This window comes from Rhodococcus sp. no. 34, assembly GCF_054589475.1.
The window spans coordinates 151,296-168,498 of record NZ_BAAILK010000019.1; the positions used below are offsets into that span (position 1 = coordinate 151,296).

Annotated in this window: 14 protein-coding genes and 1 riboswitch; of the genes, 6 read left to right on the forward strand and 8 right to left on the reverse strand. The window is 61.9% G+C overall.

The features are described from left to right. Nucleotides 1-67: 67 nt before the first annotated feature. Nucleotides 68-1,168: an LLM class flavin-dependent oxidoreductase gene (locus ACYP01_RS05435; RefSeq protein WP_042447952.1), complete on the reverse strand. Its 1,101-nt coding sequence runs from the start codon at nt 1,166-1,168 to the stop codon at nt 68-70. Nucleotides 1,169-1,465: 297 nt separating this feature from the next. Between ACYP01_RS05435 and ACYP01_RS05440 the strand changes: the two genes are divergently transcribed. Next, on the forward strand, nt 1,466-2,467 hold the full coding sequence (locus ACYP01_RS05440) for an MBL fold metallo-hydrolase (protein WP_029255764.1): 1,002 nt from the start codon (nt 1,466-1,468) through the stop codon (nt 2,465-2,467). 42 nt (nt 2,468-2,509) lie between these two features. On the opposite strand, the gene ACYP01_RS05445 is transcribed toward ACYP01_RS05440, so the two are convergent. Continuing rightward, nucleotides 2,510-3,430: a universal stress protein gene (locus ACYP01_RS05445; RefSeq protein ID WP_459678858.1), complete on the reverse strand. Its 921-nt coding sequence runs from the start codon at nt 3,428-3,430 to the stop codon at nt 2,510-2,512. After that, nucleotides 3,427-4,872 (reverse strand): amino acid permease, encoded by a 1,446-nt coding sequence (locus tag ACYP01_RS05450; RefSeq protein WP_007729264.1) that lies wholly within the window; start codon nt 4,870-4,872, stop codon nt 3,427-3,429. The genes ACYP01_RS05445 and ACYP01_RS05450 overlap by 4 nt, the downstream gene beginning before the upstream one ends. A gap of 160 nt (nt 4,873-5,032) precedes the next feature. On the opposite strand from ACYP01_RS05450, the gene ACYP01_RS05455 reads away from it, so the two are divergent. Both ACYP01_RS05455 and ACYP01_RS05460 read left to right on the forward strand, forming a co-directional pair. Beyond that, entirely contained in the window at nt 5,033-6,826 is a 1,794-nt protein-coding gene (locus ACYP01_RS05455; RefSeq protein WP_047269829.1) for an alanine racemase, read from the forward strand. A 31-nt stretch (nt 6,827-6,857) separates the two neighbouring features. Further along, the gene (locus tag ACYP01_RS05460) at nt 6,858-7,700 is read left to right on the forward strand and encodes a hypothetical protein (RefSeq protein WP_047269828.1); all 843 of its coding nucleotides are present in this window, start codon (nt 6,858-6,860) and stop codon (nt 7,698-7,700) included. Here the strand turns inward: ACYP01_RS05460 and ACYP01_RS05465 are convergent, their stop codons facing one another. After that, nucleotides 7,701-8,675 carry a TauD/TfdA dioxygenase family protein gene (locus ACYP01_RS05465; RefSeq protein WP_047269840.1) on the reverse strand — a complete coding sequence of 325 codons (975 nt, stop codon included), beginning with the start codon at nt 8,673-8,675 and terminating at the stop codon, nt 7,701-7,703. A gap of 111 nt (nt 8,676-8,786) precedes the next feature. Between ACYP01_RS05465 and ACYP01_RS05470 the strand changes: the two genes are divergently transcribed. Continuing rightward, on the forward strand, nt 8,787-9,335 hold the full coding sequence (locus tag ACYP01_RS05470; RefSeq protein ID WP_231783527.1) for a nuclear transport factor 2 family protein: 549 nt from the start codon (nt 8,787-8,789) through the stop codon (nt 9,333-9,335). 3 nt (nt 9,336-9,338) lie between these two features. On the opposite strand, the gene ACYP01_RS05475 is transcribed toward ACYP01_RS05470, so the two are convergent. Continuing rightward, on the reverse strand, nt 9,339-9,572 hold the full coding sequence (locus tag ACYP01_RS05475; protein WP_047269827.1) for a hypothetical protein: 234 nt from the start codon (nt 9,570-9,572) through the stop codon (nt 9,339-9,341). Between the two features lie 280 nt (nt 9,573-9,852). Between ACYP01_RS05475 and ACYP01_RS05480 the strand changes: the two genes are divergently transcribed. Continuing rightward, complete coding sequence (locus ACYP01_RS05480) at nt 9,853-11,346, forward strand: stealth family protein (RefSeq protein WP_459678860.1); 1,494 nt, start codon at nt 9,853-9,855, stop codon at nt 11,344-11,346. Nucleotides 11,347-11,397: 51 nt separating this feature from the next. Here the strand turns inward: ACYP01_RS05480 and ACYP01_RS05485 are convergent, their stop codons facing one another. The 3 genes from ACYP01_RS05485 to ACYP01_RS05495 all read right to left on the reverse strand — a co-directional run bounded on the left by ACYP01_RS05485 (nt 11,398) and on the right by ACYP01_RS05495 (nt 15,212). Further along, nucleotides 11,398-12,765: an NtaA/DmoA family FMN-dependent monooxygenase gene (locus ACYP01_RS05485; RefSeq protein WP_047269826.1), complete on the reverse strand. Its 1,368-nt coding sequence runs from the start codon at nt 12,763-12,765 to the stop codon at nt 11,398-11,400. A gap of 20 nt (nt 12,766-12,785) precedes the next feature. Further along, a complete protein-coding gene (locus ACYP01_RS05490) occupies nt 12,786-14,132 on the reverse strand; it encodes an LLM class flavin-dependent oxidoreductase (protein WP_047269825.1) in 1,347 nt (448 codons plus the stop codon). Next, nucleotides 14,115-14,228, reverse strand: a riboswitch (SAM riboswitch). It overlaps the preceding gene by 18 nt. 78 nt (nt 14,229-14,306) lie before the next feature. Then, complete coding sequence (locus tag ACYP01_RS05495) at nt 14,307-15,212, reverse strand: phosphodiesterase (RefSeq protein WP_081558138.1); 906 nt, start codon at nt 15,210-15,212, stop codon at nt 14,307-14,309. 339 nt (nt 15,213-15,551) lie between these two features. Here ACYP01_RS05495 and ACYP01_RS05500 point away from each other — a divergent pair, with 339 nt between their 5' ends. After that, complete coding sequence (locus ACYP01_RS05500; protein WP_003940669.1) at nt 15,552-16,925, forward strand: dicarboxylate/amino acid:cation symporter; 1,374 nt, start codon at nt 15,552-15,554, stop codon at nt 16,923-16,925. Nucleotides 16,926-17,203: the final 278 nt, after the last annotated feature.

Consider the following 17,203-nt stretch of genomic DNA (forward strand, 5'->3'; position numbering starts at 1 on the left):
CAAGTTACTGCAGCTCGTGAGCGGTCGCAGCGCCGGACCCGCTTACCCGACAGTCAGACTTCTCCGCTCAGTCGACGGCGGTGAAACCCTTCGCCCGATCTTTGTCGGCCGAGGTCCACAGCGTCGTCGACAGTTCGGCCTTCACCAGCGGGATAACCTCTTCCGCAAATCGGCGCAGGGTGTCCTTCTGCTGCTCGAAGTCGAGCACGTGATTGACCGACACCGATTGGAAATCGTGGCCGTAGCTCTCGTGATAATCGAGGATCTTCTCGGCGACTCGCTCCGAAGACCCGACCAATGCCGGCCCACGGTCGACGGCTTCCTCGATGGTCCGGAAGCTTGTCGACTTTCCGACCGCTTTGGGATCGTGCTTGCGTTTGTCGGCCTGCGCAACGGCGCCTTCGTAGATCGGACGGAACTCTTCGATGGCCTGCTCGGTCGTGTCGGCGAGGAACAATCCGCCCGAACCCGAACCGACATACGCCTTGGCCGGGTCATGTCCGTACGCCAGGTACTGCTCGCGGTAGTGGTCGATCAGCACTTTGTAGTTCTCACGAGGCTGGAAGGCGTTGGCGGTGACGATGGGGTCGCCCCACTTCGCCGCGAGTTCGACGGCCTCGAACGAGGTAGCCGATCCGTGCCAGATACGGAACGGGCCGTCGAAAGGACGCGGTAGCGTCGTCGCGTCCTCGAGCGAAGGCCGGTGCGTTCCCACCCACTTGACGTTTTCCTCGCTGATCAGCAGTTTGAGGAGTTCGTAGTTCTCGGTGAGGTACTCGTACTGCTTGGCGATGTCCAGACCGAGGAGCGGGAATTGAAGAACCTCGTTGCCCTTGCCGATCACGATCTCGAGGCGTCCCCGGCTGAGTTGATCGATGGTTCCGAAATCTTCGGCGACTCGGATCGGGTCGAGTAGCGACAGGACGGTGACACCAGTCGAGAGCAGGATTCTGTCCGTAGCCTGCGCAATCGCGCCCAAAACGACGGTTGGCGCCGACGAAAGAACCGGCCCGGCGTGGCGCTCACCCACCGAGAACGAATCGATACCCAGTTCTTCGGCGAGAACCGCCAGTTCGACGACGCGGTTGAGCCGATCGGACGGGGCAACTTCCTCGCCGGTCACTGGATGGGGTGGGTTGAAAATGATGTCCAGAACCTGAAAACGCATGACCCGTCTTTCTCGATAACCACACAGCACGCCTGTCCCTCGGAGGCTAGTGCGCGACTGCTCGACGGATCCGCGATCCGAGGACGCGCCCAACGCAACGAATTCGCGAAATACGCTATTCAGCAAGATCTTTCGACTCAATGAGACCATTCAGTCGATAAAACTCTCACCGATCCGAAGTCGACCGAAAACATGCCGAACTCCCGCCAGGCAGGACCTGTGTCACCGACCAATCAAGCGCACGGTAAACATGAAGTACTAAGAGTGCGTTCCCTTACTCGTTAAGAGGTACTTGTTATGAATGGTGCGGCAGCCATCGGTGATGGCATATTCCAGATTCCTGTCCCGATCACGGACAACCCGCTCGGGCACACGCTCGTCTACGCCATGGAATCCCCCGGCGGACTGATCTTGGTCGACGCTGGTTGGGGTGACGACAACGGCTGGCAGGGCCTCAACGCGGGGCTCGCCGAGATCGGACATTCGGTGACCGACATCGAGGGCGTTGTGGTCACGCACTTCCATCCGGACCACACCGGACTGTGCGGACGGGTCCGCGAGGCATCCGGCGCCTGGATCGCCATGCACGAGGACGACCACTACCTGTTCGATCAGATGGCCACTGCGCGTAATGAGGAGTGGATGGCGTACCAGCTCGACAACATGGAACGTGCCGGAGCGCCCGCAGCTGACCGTGATGCCTTCCGACTGGCTGCCGCGGGTGAGTCTCCGGTGGGCCCCGAGTCCGCTCCGGACCGCCTTCTCGCCGACGACGAGATCATCGCGCTCACCGGCCGCGGCCTCCGCGTTGTCTACACCCCCGGCCACACGCCTGGCCACGTCTGCTTCTACCTCGACGACGCCGACGTCATGTTCACCGGCGACCACGTCCTGCAGAAGACAACACCGCACGTCGGCAACTTCGTGTACCCCCTCGACGAGCGTGACGCCCTCGCCGATTTCCTCGACTCGCTCGCACGGGTGCAGAACATGAACATCACCCGCGGTCTCGGCGCTCACGGCATTCCGATCGACGACGTCGGAGGTCGCGCCGGCGAGTTGATCGAGCATCACCAGGAGCGACTCGATCATCTGCTCCAGGAGTTCGCCGACGACAAGCTCACCGTGTGGGACGTCGCGGCAAAGATGAAGTGGTACAAGCCGTGGGCCGAGATCTCCCCGATGGGAAAGACGATGGCGTTGTCCGAAGGTGCAGCTCACCTTCGCCATCTGGTTGCCCGAGAGCAGGTCTCTCAGGTTCCCGGCTCCGAGCCCGCGCTCTTCGCTCGCTCCATCTGAAAGATCAGGGCCGACAAGCACTCCGCTCGTCGGCCCTGATCTCTATTCCGCTTCGGCCTGATCGACTATTCGGGTCGACGCCGATCGCGGGACCACCACCACCGGAACCGGTGAGTACCGCACGATCTTCGCCGCCCGACTGCCGAGGAACACCCGCGCCAGTGGACCTGCCTTGCTCGAGCCGACTGTCAGAACGTCACCTCGGTCCCACTCGACGCCCTCGAGCGCCTCGGCCCAGTTACGACCATGGCTGATAACCGATTCCATGACGTCGGGTATTTCTGGCAGTGCACGCACGCGCTCGAAGGCAGCGTTGGTCTCGCGCTCGACTACCTCGGCCCACTCGGAGATGATCGGTGAATCCCCCTCGGTCCCGAGTGTGGTCGCGTACTGCGCGTTTGCGCGAACTGCAAACGCCGCCAGTCTGAGTCCGGCATCGACACGCGCAGCCACGGTCGCGGCGGCGAGCACCAGATCGTCTTGATCGGGTGTGCCCGAGTATGCGGCGGTGACGCGGCGAACCACCTCACCGGGCTTGGTTCGAAATCCCCTCGGCGCCAGGGCGACCGGAACGTCGGAGCTGTGCAGCAAGCGTGAGGTGACACTGCCGAGAGCCACGTGACCGAACACCCCGGCTGTGGACGAATCCAGGACGATCATCTTGGCTTCGTGCTCGTGAACGAGATCGAGCAGGCCACTCGACGTCGACTGAGCCTCATGCACGACATAGGTTACGTCGACGTCGGAGGGCATGTCTGCCCGCGCTTTCGCCAGTGCCGCTTCGGCTTCGGCTCGCAACTGCTGGTGGTATTCGGCGTCGACACGCGCCATCCCGGGCGGTGGCGGCGAGGGAATCACCGCGCAGATCACCAGCGGTTCACCGGACGAACGCGCCAACAGCGTTGCCAGATGGACGGTTCCGGAGCTGTCACCGTCGGGTGCGTATCCCGCGAGCAACGTCATGACTCGGACTCCGATCCCAGTTCGGCGCGGTTCTTCGCCCCGAGGCGCGAGTGCTTCATACCGTAGGCGAAGTACCAGATGATCGCGACGGTCACCCAGACGAGGAATACGTAGATCGTGACGGTTCGGAGGTCCTTGATGATCCACAGGCAGCCCAGGATCGAGAGGATCGGCGTCACCGGATAGCCGGGAACTTTGAAGCTGCGCGGCAGGTCCGGGTCACTGCGCCGCAGGATGATGACCCCGACCGAGACCACGAGGAAGGCCACCAGAGTTCCGATGCTGGTCATTTCGGCGAGGAAGTTGATCGGAATGAAACCGGCCAGAATGCTGATGACGACGCAGACGATGATGGTGTTGGGCACCGGCGTCAGAGTCCGCGGGTTCACCTTGTGGAAGATCGACGGAATCATGCCGTCGCGTGACATCGCGAACAGGATCCGGGTCTGACCGTAGATGACCACGAGCGTGACGCTGCAGATCGAGATCACCGCACCGGCGGCCAGAAGTGTTCCCGGCCAGGTAGATCCGGTCACCTGTTCGAGAATGGCGGACAGTCCGGCTTCCTGACCTTCGAACGATGCGGAATCCTGTGCACCGATCGCGACGGCGACAACAGCGATGTAGATCGCGGTGACAGACACGAGCGCAATGAGGATCGCGAGAGGGAGATTGCGACGAGGGTTCTTCACTTCTTCGCCGGCGGTGGACACAGCGTCGAGGCCGATGTACGAGAAGAAGATGATTCCGGCGGCGGACATGACGCCACTGAATCCGAACGGTGCGAAGTCGGCGAAGTGATTGCTGTTCCATCCGGCGATGCCGACCACGATGAAGAGCAGCAGAATTGCGAGTTTGATCGAGACCATGATGGCGTTGGCCTTGGCCGATTCACTGGCGCCGCGAATGAGCAGAACACCGCACAGGCACACCAGGATCACTGCGGGCAGATTGATGATGCCGCCCTGCTCCGGCGCTTGTGACAGCGCGTCGGGGATCTGGAACCCGAAGAGGTTGCCAAGTAGCTGGTTCAAGTACTGCGACCATCCGACGGACACCGCCGCGGCCGAGACTCCGTACTCGAGAAGCAGACACGCGCCGACGGCCATGGCCGGAAGCTCTCCGAGCGTCGCGTAAGCGTAGGAATACGACGAGCCCGACGCCGGGACAGCTCCGGCCAACTCCGCGTAACAAATCGCCGTGAGTCCCGCGACGACACCGGCAACAACGAAGGAGATGATCACTGCCGGACCCGCAACCGGGACTGCCTGCGAGAGGACGAAGAAGATGCCGGTGCCGATCGTGGCGCCGATGCCGAACATGGACAACTGCGCCAAACCGATACTTCGGGTCAGCTCGCCGCCGTTGGTATCTGCGCCGGTCTCCTGGTCTATCTGCAAAGCCGGCTTGCGCCGAAGTACGTGTTTGACGAGAGTAGCCATCGACGCTCCTCTAGAGTGCCTGGTAGGAAACTGTTGTATCCTCATACTGCACGTAAGTGTCCTGCGACACAACAGTTGGAGCAAAGTTGCCCAGCTCACGCCAACCGTCCGGTCTGGAATGCCCGGATCGTGAACCGCCTTCGGAGAAAACAGGGAGATCATGACCGGACCGACCATCACCGTCGACCTGCGTCGTATCGAACAGAATGCGCGCGTCCTCGTCGAAGCGTCCAATGCCAAGGGTATTGAGGTGGCGGGCGTCAGCAAATCTACATGTGGCTCCCCCAAGGTGGCGCGAGCAATGGTCCGCGGCGGCGTCGCACAGATCGCCGACTCCCGCCTGGACAACCTGGCCCGCATTCGCCGCGACGGCATCACCGTTCCCCTGATGCTGATCCGCGCACCGTCGCTGAACGAGATCGACGACACGATCCGCTACGCGGACATCAGCCTCAACTCCGAGTTGACGACGATTGCTGCTCTGGGCAGAGCAGCACGAACGCGAGGAGTCGTCCACGACATCGTGCTGATGATCGACCTCGGAGATCTCCGCGAAGGAATCCTGCCGGCGGAGGCGTTGGACGTAGTCGCTGAAATCCTTCCCATCGAGGGCATCAGACTGATCGGAATCGGCGCGAACCTCGCGTGCGTCGGTGGCATCCAGCCGACCGTCGACAACCTGTCGAATCTGGTCTACATTGCCGACGAAATCACGAAGCGGTTCTCGATCGAACTGCCGATCGTTTCCGGCGGCAATACGTTCTCTCTGCCACTCCTCGAGACCGGAACGATGCCCGAGGGGATCAACCATCTGCGTTTGGGTGCCAGCATCGTTCTGGCCGAATCACCGACTCCCCCAGGACTGTACGAACTGCTGAATAACGACGCCTTCACTCTCACCGCGGACATCATCGAGGCCAAGATCAAGCCGTCGCGGCCGTATGGAGTGTCAGGGGAAGACGCGTTCGGCCGACGCCCCGTCTTCGACAACGAGGACAAGCCGAGCCGACGCCTGATCTTGTCCATCGGCCGCGAAGACATCTCGCCGGAAGGATTGACCCCAATCGATCCGCGCCTGAAGGTGATCAGCGCCAGTAGCGATCACCTCCTCGTCGACGCCGGAGAAACAGGCGACGAATACCGACTGGGTGGGACGGTCGACTTCACGATCGACTACGGCGCGCTCTTGATGGCGATGACATCGCCCTACGTCGAAAAGCGCTACGTCCTGGGCACTGAACCGATTGATGCCAATGCGACAGTCGAATTGATCGACCTCGAAACTACCGGCCTGGCAAGCCATCTCCTCGATCACGGTCTACGTGAGGACATGTCCGGAATCGGTTTCGACTGCGTTCAAGGAGAGAATGCCGCTGCGGATCTCACAACGCTGCCGCTGTGGCTCACTGCCGAAGCCTGGCAGAACACCAGAATTCCGATCGCCACCGAACCTGGAACCGATTTGGGTGCAATCATTTTCGCTTCACACGGTGACATCGAGCAATTGCTGTCGTCGGCGGCGGATCTGCACGGCCCCAGTTTGGAGAACACCGTCTTGGTGGGCGTCAAGAACGCCACGGTCGATCACAAGCGCGCACTCGACGAGTACGGGGTATTGCTGGTGACGATCGACGAGATCGATCGCCATGGCATGGCGGCCTTGATGCCTCGCGTTCTCGCCGCGGCGGGACAGGGTGTGAACGGCGTCCACGTCCACTTCGACATGGACATCATCGACGGGCGTGTTCTCGGCGTCGACGACACGACACATCTGGGCGGCCTCACATTCCGAGAAGCGCACCTCGCCGCCGAATTCATCAGCGAGACCGGCCTGACGAGATCGATTTCGATCGGCAGCGTTGCGGGAGCGGATTCCGATCCTCTCGGCCGTCAGGCGACCTTCGTCGACGGACTGGTTGCATCGCTGCTCGGGCGCAAGGTGGTCAAAGCCTGACGTTGTCGGCAGCCCTTGCGAGAATCGTTCGATGATCATGCGGAGCCCCGGTCAGCACGTATTCATCGCACTCGGCACGCCATGGATCGATGCCGTGGTCGCGTTTCTAGAACCCAGAGCACGCCTCGATCCCTGGATCATGCGCGGAAAGATGGACATCGGTGACCTGATGATCACGGTTCTCGACACCACTCCTCGCACGGTGCTCTGCATCGAGACCGTGGCTGCGCCGTTCGACGGCACGTCGCGGATGGAAGTCGATGAACGCCCGTACGAACTCCACGGTTTGCCCACCGTTCCAGAACTCGAACAACGATGGTCCATCACGTTTCCCACGGATCCTGGGCCGGTCGACGACGCACTGGCCGACCGGATTCTCACGGCCGGCCAGTCACACTATGCGCACTACTTCGGCGACATCGACACGCTGGATCCGACGTCCACAGCTGCCCACGCCCGAACGTTGATGAACGAGCGGGGCAACTGCACAGGTTGCGGCTCACCGATGCCGTTGCGAAAGTTCAACAGCAGCGATCGCCTTCACTTTCATTCCGCATCACGGATCTTCAGGCAGGCTGAACCTGGTGACGACTACCCAGCCGTCCTGTGCCGCAGGTGCACCGGAAGGATGGCCACGTCTGGGCACACCAACTTCATCGACTACATGCTGGCGAAAAATCCACCGTGCCCACACTGCGGTGCACACAGAACCGCTCAGTGTGCCCCGGGGATGCCGGTCCATCCGTTCGATCACCTACCGTGGCTCGCCGCAACTGGCTGCGTCGTGGGACCGGACACCCCGGAATGGACGTGCCGAGCGTGCAGTCACTCATGGGGACAGATGTTCCCGCCGGATCACCCGCAGCACGACTGATCAGTTCGCGACAAAGCCGGGAAGCCGATCGATGTCCGCGATGATCGAATACTCCGCGGCGTCACCCTGGAGGATTCGACTCTGCTCGCCGTGGACGTCGACGGGGACGTCGCCGGCCAATGTCACACGGTGCACACTGCGGGCCTGAGTCCCGTAGTCGGCGATACCGTAATGCTGAGTCGCCTGGTTGTCCCAGATCGCCAGGTCGCCGGCCGACCAGTTCCATCGAACAGTGTTTTCCAACTTGATGATTCGTGCCTGCAGGATCTGGTAAAGAGCGACCGACTCTGACGGCTTGAGCCCGACGAACTCCTTGAAGAAGTGACCGAGCAGGAGGGTCTTCTCCCCCGTCGCCGGATGGATACGCACCACCGGGTGTTCGGTCTCGTAGATCTCACGGGTGAATTCGGCGTAGTAGGCCTGGCGATGCGCGTCCACCGGGTTCGCCTGATCGACAACCTCGGCATAGTCGTAGGCATTGGTGTGAACGGCCCGCAAATTCTCGACCAAGACTTTGAGCGAAGGCGGCAGTTGGTCGTACGCAGCGGTGGTCGACGCCCACGTGGTCGCTCCGCCGTACTCGGGAATGGTCGTCGCTCGCAGAATCGAGGCTTTCGGAATGCGGTCGACAAACGTCACGTCCGTGTGCCAACTGTTGGCGGCACGGTCGAGCACCAACAGCTTGTCGCCCCTGGACTTCACCGTCGGATGCGGGGTGGTCTGGGTGCCGAGGGTTCCGGCGAATTCGTACTGCGACGTGTCGTCGAGATGATGCTGCCCACGGAAGAACACAACCTTGTGCGCTGCCAGCGCATAGTTGATCGCGTAGGCGGTCTCTTCGGACAGATCCCCAGAGAGGTGTACGCCGTCGATGCGGGCGCCGATCAGCTCACCGACCTTGTGGACAGTGATTCCGCCGGCAGCGTAGATCTGCTCCGGGGTCTGGGTGACACGTTCGAGTTCGGTGACGGACATGGCGATCTCCTGTGAGTCGGTCAAGCCTACGGGCGCGGCAGTCGTCATGGCGCTGCCTACTGTGAACACTCAATCATTTACGCTACGGGCTCGAATACGGTTGAACTCGAGGTGATCTCAAAGTTCGCCGCTCCCTCGCCGGAGAATATTGCCGCTCACTGGGACGAGGCCGTCGTCGTTGTCGTCATGAGCTGTAGCGTGCGATCTGCCGCACCCACGTCTACGGAGGACAGCATGCAACCCGAGGGCCCTGCCGAACAGATTCGTTCAACGCTCGCTCGCATCGCGCATCTTGCCGATACCGGCTCGGTCGAGGATTACGTGGAGCAGTTCACGCGCGAGGCCGAATGGAACATGCCGGCCAATCCCGATCGCGGTATCCCCGCACAGGTACGACGTGGCCGTGAAGAAATTGCTGCTGGAGTTCGCGAGCGTCGCGCGGCCGGCATTCAAGGGCCTGGCACGTTCACACGTCACGTCACCACGGCGATCGCCGTGGACGTGACCTCGGAAACGACAGCCCGCGCGGATGCGGTGTGGACGTTCTACGTCGACACGACCACCTCGCCCAAGCTCAGCGGCGTCGGGAGCTACGCCGATGAGTTCGAACTCGAAGACGGGCGGTGGCGACTGTCGCGACGAGTGATCTCGCGCGGCTGACGGTCAGTCTTCTTCGCCGGTGATCGCCTCACACCAGTCTTCGACCTGATCGATCCCCTCTTCCGTCCATTCCGGGCTCATGTCTTCGAGTGCATCGAAGACAACCTCGCAGGTCAGCATCTCCGGTGAACCCTCCGACCCCGCTGCCTCGGTTCGCTCCGCAGACGCTGTCGCAACTGGGCCGGCGGCCAGCGCAACCGCCACCGCGCCTGTTCCGACCATCGCTTTCACACGCATCGGTTCTCCTCCTTCACTCTCGCTTCGGTCCTCGGGGTACCCGACTCGCCCCGCGCTACCCATCCCCGTCACTCATGTCCGACTTTCGGCGCCGACGGCATAGACTGAGCTCGTCGCCACCACGCTCTCGCAGCGTCGGGGGCGACAGATACACAGCTGGATCAGAATCGGAAGGCATCCCATTACAGAATCTCCCGCTCCGCACGACATCTACTTCGTACCCCCGGAGCAGGACAGCCCCAATCCTGTGGAGCCGGCGTCGGCCGCGTCACGCGCACGGATGGGCGAGCTACCCGAGACCGTCCGATTCAAGAATCGTTTTGCCCTCGCGATCACGACCACCACGCCGCTCGAAGCGATGGTCGAAGATCTCCTCTTCATCCGCGACATCCTCGACGCCGCAGGAATCGAGTATCTACTCGTCCGCGGAAACGACGAGCGCCCCGTGATCGCGGTGAGCTGGACCGAGCGCAAAAACCTGCGGCAGGCACTTGTCGAGGGATGCGCAAACGCACCCTTCTATTCCAAAACCGTCGACGCGAAGAAGAGCCCCGCGCTCCTTGTCGCGGACGGTGCCCTGTCGAAAACCAACAAGTCACGGATCTTCCGCTTGTTCCGTCCGCGGGTTCACGTCGCAAGCGGCATGAACTACGGCGCGAACATCGGCGTTCAAATCGAATTGTGGTCGATTTCCGACGAAGAAATCGTCCTACCCGTCGAGAACTCACTGACACGACGAACCGTCCTCCCCGAAGAAGCTGTCCGAGGAACCGTCGAGCGATTCGGCCGGATCTGGCCGACCATCGAGAACATGTTCGCCGATCATGCCTCCGATATCAGCTTCGATATCGATCTTGTCTTTTCCTGGGTCGACGGCTCTTCCAAAGAGTTTCAGGCTCAGCGCGCCAAGCGGATGCAGAACTACATCGTCGGCGAGGGGGACGAATCAGAGGCGCGTTTCCGTCAGATCGACGAGCTCAAGTACGCGCTACGGTCCATCCACATGTACGCGCCGTGGATCCGACGGATCTTCGTCGCAACCGATTCCGATCGTCCGGACTGGCTTGCGGACGATCCGCGAGTCACGTTCATGCCCAGCGAAAAGTTCTTCGCCGATCCAAGTGTGTTGCCCACCCATAATTCTCAAGCTGTCGAGTGCCAGCTGCACCATATTCCGGGTCTGGCGGAGCATTTCCTCTACTCCAACGACGACATGTTCTTCGGTCGCCCCGTCGGCCCCGATATGTTCTTCTCCCCCGGCGGGATCAGCATGTTCATCGAGGCCGACACCAGAATCGGTTTGGGACACAACGACAACGACCGCAGCGGGTTCGAGAATGCGGCTCGCGTCAACCGCCGTCTGCTACAGGACCGCTTCGGTCTGATGACCACCAGACATCTGGAGCACGCAGCGACGCCACTGCGCAAGAGCGTGATGGCCGAGATGGAACGCGAGTTCACCGAAGACTTCGCGGCCACTGCAGCAAGCACCTTCCGCGCGAGTTCCAATATCTCGGTGACCAATTCGCTGTACCACTACTACACGCTCATGAGTGGACGGTCGGTGGTGCAGAAGTCCGCCGCCGTCAAATACGTCGATACGACGGTCAAGGCCGGTTTGCGCGACATGGACTCACTGCTCGCCAAGCGCTCCATGGACTTCTTCTGCCTCAACGACGGCAGCGCTCCGGAGATCGATCTGGAACTTCGCACACGCAAGATCACGGAGTTCCTGGAGAGCTACTACCCCATCCCGGCGCCCTGGGAAGCCTAGACGAAACAAGGGCCCAGCCGATTTCGGCTGGGCCCTTGCTACTTCGGTCGATCAGCGTGCTGTCACATGCTCCCGTTGCACCGGAATGGGCAGTCCGAGATTGTCACGCAACGTCGTTCCTTCGTAGTCACTGCGGAGAACACCTCGATCCTGCAACAGCGGCACCACGTCGTCGACGAACTCGTCGAGGCCGGTCGGCACGAGGTGCGACCCGAGGATGAATCCGTCCGAACCGTCGTTGCTGACAAACGAATCTATTTTCTCGGCAACCTGCTGCGGTGTACCCACGATCGGTCCACGCTCGAACTGATCGATCACCACTTCGCGCAGATTCAACTTCTTGCTCTCGGCTACCGCGCGCAGTTTTGCGACGGTCGCGAAACGATCTTGGTGAATGAAGGCGCGGCCCTGGATGATCGGCGGAGCCTCGGGATCCGGAGCGATATCGGGTAGTGGTCCTTCGGGGTCGTACTTCGACAGATCGAGATTCCAGATCTGTTCGAGCAGAACCAAAGCGGTCTGGCCGGTGACCTGCTGGTCGCGAATCTCTCGGTACTTCTCGATCGCATCTGCCTCCGAGGTGCCGAGAACAAAACTCGCCGACGGCAGGATCTTGATGTCACCCGGGTCACGTCCGGCCGCGACGGCACGTGCTTTGATATCGCGATAGAAATCGGCCGCCTCGGGCAACTGACCGTACGGTGAGAAGATCGCGTCGGCATTGCCGGCAGCAAAATCGCGCCCCTGCGGCGACACCCCGGCCTGCAGAATAACCGGGCGCCCTTGCGGGCTACGCGGCACTGTGAATCGGCCGTTCACGTCGAAATGCGATCCATGAAAGACGAATTCACCGGCATCCGGTCGCGCGAGAAAGCGCCCTGATGCCTTGTCTGCCACGATGTCGTCGCTTCGCCACGAATCCCACAGTTCACGCACCAGCGCTACGGTCTCCTCCGCACGCTCGTATCGTTGCGCGCGGTCGAGGTATCCGCCGCGGCGAAAGTTCTGGCCGGTGAATGCGTCGAACGAGGTGACGACGTTCCAGGCGGCACGCCCTCCGGACAACTGATCGAGCGTCGCGAATTGGCGGGCCAGTTCGTACGGCTCGTTGAACGTGGCATTGATAGTGCCGGCCAATCCGAGGTGTTCGGTTACCGCCGCCAACGATGCAAGGACCGTGAAGGTGTCCGGCCTACCGATGATGTCTTGGTCGAAAATCTGTCCCGCACGCTCACGAAGGGCGAGGCCTTCGGCGAGGAAGAAGAAGTCGAACTTCCCACGCTCGGCGGTTCGAGCGGTGTGCTCGAAAGAATCGAACTCTATCTGGCTGCCCGCCTGCGGATCCCACCACGCAGTGTGATGGTTGACGCCGCCGAGGTAGGCACCCAGGATGACCTGCTTACGCTTCTGAGAACTCATGAGAATCTATTCCTCGTCTGTCAGGCGGCCGGAGTACCGGCGGCGTAGCGGTTGGGAACGTCGATGGGTAGACCAAGGAGTCCGCGAAGATTCGCCTGCGGATATTCGGTGCGGAATACGTTGCGTCGCTGCAATTCAGGCACCAGCTCACCTGCGATGGCGTCGAGGTCGTCCACGACAACGCCCGGCCGCAACCGGAAGCCGTCGATTCCCAACTGCTGCCACCGGAGCAGAAGATCTGCCAACTCAGCCGCGGTGCCGGTGAAGGTCAGCGCGTCCGAACGGTATTCGGCGCCGGCCTGCGCGTCGAGGCGAGCGAGCCGTTCCTTTCCGGTTTCTTCCGGCGTATCGAAGAAGACGACGATGTCGGTGAAGACCCGAAGAGGTTCGCCGGTGCGCTGCACGTGTTCTTCGGCTGCTCGCACTTCACCCAGGATTGCCGTGACCTGCTCCTCGTCGAACGGCGTCACGAACACCAGATCGGCCGTCCGCGCCGCCAGTTCGTACGCGACCCGCTGATGTGCCAACGCGGTAACGACGGGATGCCCCTGCGGCGGGCGCGGGGTCACCGACGGTCCACGGACCGAGAGGTACTTTCCCTCGAAGTCGATGTAGTGCAACTTGTCCCGGTCGATGAATCGACGCTGTTCGACATCACGGATCTCGGCGTCGTCCTCCCAACTGTCCCAGAGTCGCCGGATTACGTCAGCCGCCTCCGCAGCTTCGTCGAACAGGTCGCGCACGAAGTCCGGGAGGACGCCTGAAACGATCGACTGACGGTCGGCATCGGTGAGCGCTGGGATGTCGCGACGCCCGAACTGTGCTGCCTCGGATTCCGACGCCGAAACCTTCACCTGCCATCCGGCGCGACCGCGTGAGGTGTAATCCAGCGTGGCAACGGCTTTGGACACGTGAAACGGCTCGGTGTGAATGGTGGTGATGGTCGGGATCAAGCCGATGTTGCTCGTGATCGGTGCCAGTCGGGCGGCCACGAGATGCGCGTCGAGCCGAGCGCGCACCCGATCAACCGCGTCGTCGACGGGCTCGAGTGGGTTGGCCGGCACCGAGAGACTGTCCTCGATGGTGACGAAATCGAGCAGACCACGCTCGGCGGTCGTCACCACGTCAGTCCAATACGACGCGCTGAACAGCTCACTCGGGCGCGAGTGTGGCTCTCGCCAGGCTGCAGGGTGCCAACCGGCACCGTCCAGCGCTACGGCGAGATGCAACGGAGCAAGATGAGAGGAGGGGGTGGAGGTCATCGGCGCATACTCCTGTTCGAGAACTACTCGGGAGCGCACAGTGCCGACCGCAGAAACCGTCAGCACCCGACTGACGGTTCTCGTGGCGACTGCCGCTTGCGACACGCACCACGCGTATCGCCAGGTGTGATTCCGGGGCACCCCATCGGCATGAAGGGTTGCCGTCCAGCTAGCCGGTCCTTGTTGCTGGAGCTCTGCACCTACCTCGACGGTAGTGAGTACGCGACAGCCCGGCAATCGCCCAGAACTGCGCCGGAGTGCCGGAAACCGCCTGCCACCTCAGATGATCGAGCGTGCCGCCTTTTCGCTCTCGAGGATTCGAATACCGGCAGCGCTGAGCCTCCGGGCTCCCTCGGCCGCGTCGACAGGCTCACCGACCGTCACGTGCGCGCCGAGTGGAACGACCGAATGAACAATTGTCTCGTCGTACACGTGCACCAGGTTGCACCCCTGAGCCCCGTCGCGACCACGCTGCCCACCGACTTCCACGTTCAAGTCCTGGGTGTAACACGTCGACGACGCCACGGAAACCGGAATGCCGGCGAACGTCGCCGTCGTCGAATAGTGCAGATGCCCAGCAAGAATCGCCCGGACGTCGCTGCCACGCAAGACGTCTGCCAACCGGGACTGATCGCGCAACTCCACCAGAACCGCGAGATCCTGAATGCACGGAACCGGCGGATGATGCAGCGCCAGAATTGTTCCGTCGGGCGCGGGCACCGCCAATTCTGCGCGTAGCCAATCCAATTGACGATCCGAGATCTCACCGTAGTGATGACCGGGAACCGACGAATCCAGGGTGATCACCCGCAGTCCGTCAAGGTCGTAGACGTTGTCGACGGGATGATCGGTGGCGTCCTCGCCCAACAGCAGAGATCTGAAAGTAGAGCGGTCGTCGTGGTTGCCCATCGCCCAGATGACCTGCGCATCGATCTCGGCCGCCACGGGTTCCACGATGGCTTTCAATTCCGCGTATGCGTCGGGGTGTCCCTGGTCGGTCAGGTCGCCGGTGAATATCAGTGCATCCGGGCGTGCGCCCGAGGCCACGATCCCGCTGAGCACTTCCCGCAATCTCGTCGACGCATCCACGGCGTCGTACAACTCCCCCTGAGCCACCAGATGCGTGTCACTGAGGTGCACCAGGAAATGCTTCGGACGCGGGTACTCGGCATTCCGAACGCTCATCGGTCTCTCGCTTCCGCTTGCCGACGCTTAGGCGCCGGTGCGGCACCTACTGATCGTCGAGACTAGTCAACCGACCAACAGTGACTGATCGGGGCACGCCCGACGAACACGAAGCGAACTCCCGCGGCGACCCTCGGGATCGAGTAGTTGAAGCTGCGAGTAGTGTGTGGACAGTGTTGTTCCTGACCAGTCGGCGTTACGTCGACCTTCGCCTGCAGGCGAGCGCAATGTGTACGCGCTCGCTCTGACCTGACGCGTACCAGGAAACATTTCTTCGAATCTGCCCGGCCTCTGGTGCCGCGCTGCGTTTCGCTCCCTTGATTTTCGAAAGGCATAGTCATGCCCAGCTCCACCTCCACCGGCGTGCCGGAAAAGTCCACGTCCCGTTTTCCGTCCTGGGCGACGGCATTCGGACCGCAGATCGTCGCCGGTCTCGTACTCGGTGTCATCATCGGTCTCGTCGCCCGGGCAATGCCTGATGCGGCCGACGGCAACGTCAACTGGTTGGTCGGCACCGTGCAGACCATCGGCTCGAGTTACGTCAAGCTGCTCACCGTTGCGGTGATCCCGCTGGTGTTCACCGCCATTGTCAGCTCCATCGCCAACCTGCGCCAGGTCGCCAATGCAGCTCGCCTGGCCGTGCAGACCTTGCTCTGGTTCGCGATCACCGCTTTCATTGCTGTGATCATCGGCATCATCGTCGGCCTGATCACCGATCCCGGTTCACGGACCGACGTCGCCGCCGAAGCAGCGAAGGAACCCAAGAGCTCCGGCTCGTGGTGGGCGTTCATCACCGGACTGGTTCCGAACAACTTCCTGGGGCTGGGCGCAAAGACTTCCGTCGCAGAGGGAGTAGCAACCACATCCCTGAGCTTCAACGTCCTGCAGCTGCTCGTCATCGCCGGCGCAATCGGTATCGCGGCGCTGAAGATCGGCCCCAAGGCTGCTCCGTTCCTCGAGTTCAACGCGTCACTGCTCGCGATCGTCCAAAAGGTCCTGTGGTGGATCATTCGCCTTGCCCCGATCGGTACGGCCGCACTGATCGCCAACGCTGTCGCCACCTACGGCTGGGATGCAATCGGCTCGCTGGGCGTATTCACCGCCGCCATCTACATCGGTCTGGCCATCGTCTTCTTCGTGGTCTACCCCATCCTGATTGCCGCACACGGCCTCTCGGTTCGAAGCTTCTTCTCCGGCGTCTGGCCTGCGACTCAGCTCGGATTCGTCTCGCGCTCGTCGATCGGCACTCTGCCTCTGACCGAACGCGTCACCGAACGCAACCTCGGTGTTCCGCGTGAGTACGCCTCGTTCGCCGTTCCGCTCGGCGCCACCACGAAGATGGACGGTTGCGCCGCAATCTATCCCGCGATCGCGGCGATCTTCGTCGCAGGCTTCTACGACGTTCCGTTGACCTTCACCGACTACCTGTTGATCGTCGTCGTCTCGGTCATCGGCTCAGCGGCAACGGCCGGAACCACCGGTGCGACAGTCATGCTCACACTCACACTCTCCACCCTTGGTCTTCCCCTGGCCGGCGTCGGACTGCTCCTCGCAGTCGAACCGATCGTCGACATGGGCCGTACCGCAGTCAACGTCACCGGCCAGGCACTGGTCCCGGTCATCGTCGCAAAGCGTGAGGGAATCCTCGACAAGGAGCGCTTCGACGCTCCCCGCAACGGTGATCCCTTCGCCGAGGAACTTGTCGACGCGTAACCCTCGATGACTACAGCAGCGTCCTCGCACCTGAGCAATACGGTGCGGGGACGCTGCTTTTCACCCCAGATTTCACCCTTACCGAAATAAACCATTTGGTCGTTATGACCAGTATGCTCAGCCGGCACAGCCCTCCGAAGTGGAAGGGCTGCCCAGTTGAACACGAGGTCACATGAAGCTCCGCCGTCTGGCATTCAGCGTCGCAGGTTGCGCCGCAATCACTCTGGTTGCCGCGCCCGCCGCTCAGGCATCCACGGTTTTCGATTTCCTACCGATCG

Bases quoted from the DNA above. Each gene is read 5' to 3' on its own strand.
- ACYP01_RS05500 (WP_003940669.1), top strand. From the start codon at position 15,552: ATGCCCAGCTCCACCTCCACCGGCGTGCCGGAAAAGTCCACGTCCCGT.
- ACYP01_RS05445 (WP_459678858.1), bottom strand. From the start codon at position 3,430: ATGACGTTGCTCGCGGGATACGCACCCGACGGTGACAGCTCCGGAACC.
- ACYP01_RS05465 (WP_047269840.1), bottom strand. From the start codon at position 8,675: ATGTCCGTCACCGAACTCGAACGTGTCACCCAGACCCCGGAGCAGATC.
- ACYP01_RS05485 (WP_047269826.1), bottom strand. From the start codon at position 12,765: ATGAGTTCTCAGAAGCGTAAGCAGGTCATCCTGGGTGCCTACCTCGGC.
- ACYP01_RS05495 (WP_081558138.1), bottom strand. From the start codon at position 15,212: ATGAGCGTTCGGAATGCCGAGTACCCGCGTCCGAAGCATTTCCTGGTG.
- ACYP01_RS05440 (WP_029255764.1), top strand. From the start codon at position 1,466: ATGAATGGTGCGGCAGCCATCGGTGATGGCATATTCCAGATTCCTGTC.
- ACYP01_RS05455 (WP_047269829.1), top strand. From the start codon at position 5,033: ATGACCGGACCGACCATCACCGTCGACCTGCGTCGTATCGAACAGAAT.
- ACYP01_RS05475 (WP_047269827.1), bottom strand. From the start codon at position 9,572: ATGCGTGTGAAAGCGATGGTCGGAACAGGCGCGGTGGCGGTTGCGCTG.
- ACYP01_RS05435 (WP_042447952.1), bottom strand. From the start codon at position 1,168: ATGCGTTTTCAGGTTCTGGACATCATTTTCAACCCACCCCATCCAGTG.
- ACYP01_RS05450 (WP_007729264.1), bottom strand. From the start codon at position 4,872: ATGGCTACTCTCGTCAAACACGTACTTCGGCGCAAGCCGGCTTTGCAG.
- ACYP01_RS05460 (WP_047269828.1), top strand. From the start codon at position 6,858: ATGATCATGCGGAGCCCCGGTCAGCACGTATTCATCGCACTCGGCACG.
- ACYP01_RS05480 (WP_459678860.1), top strand. From the start codon at position 9,853: ATGGGCGAGCTACCCGAGACCGTCCGATTCAAGAATCGTTTTGCCCTC.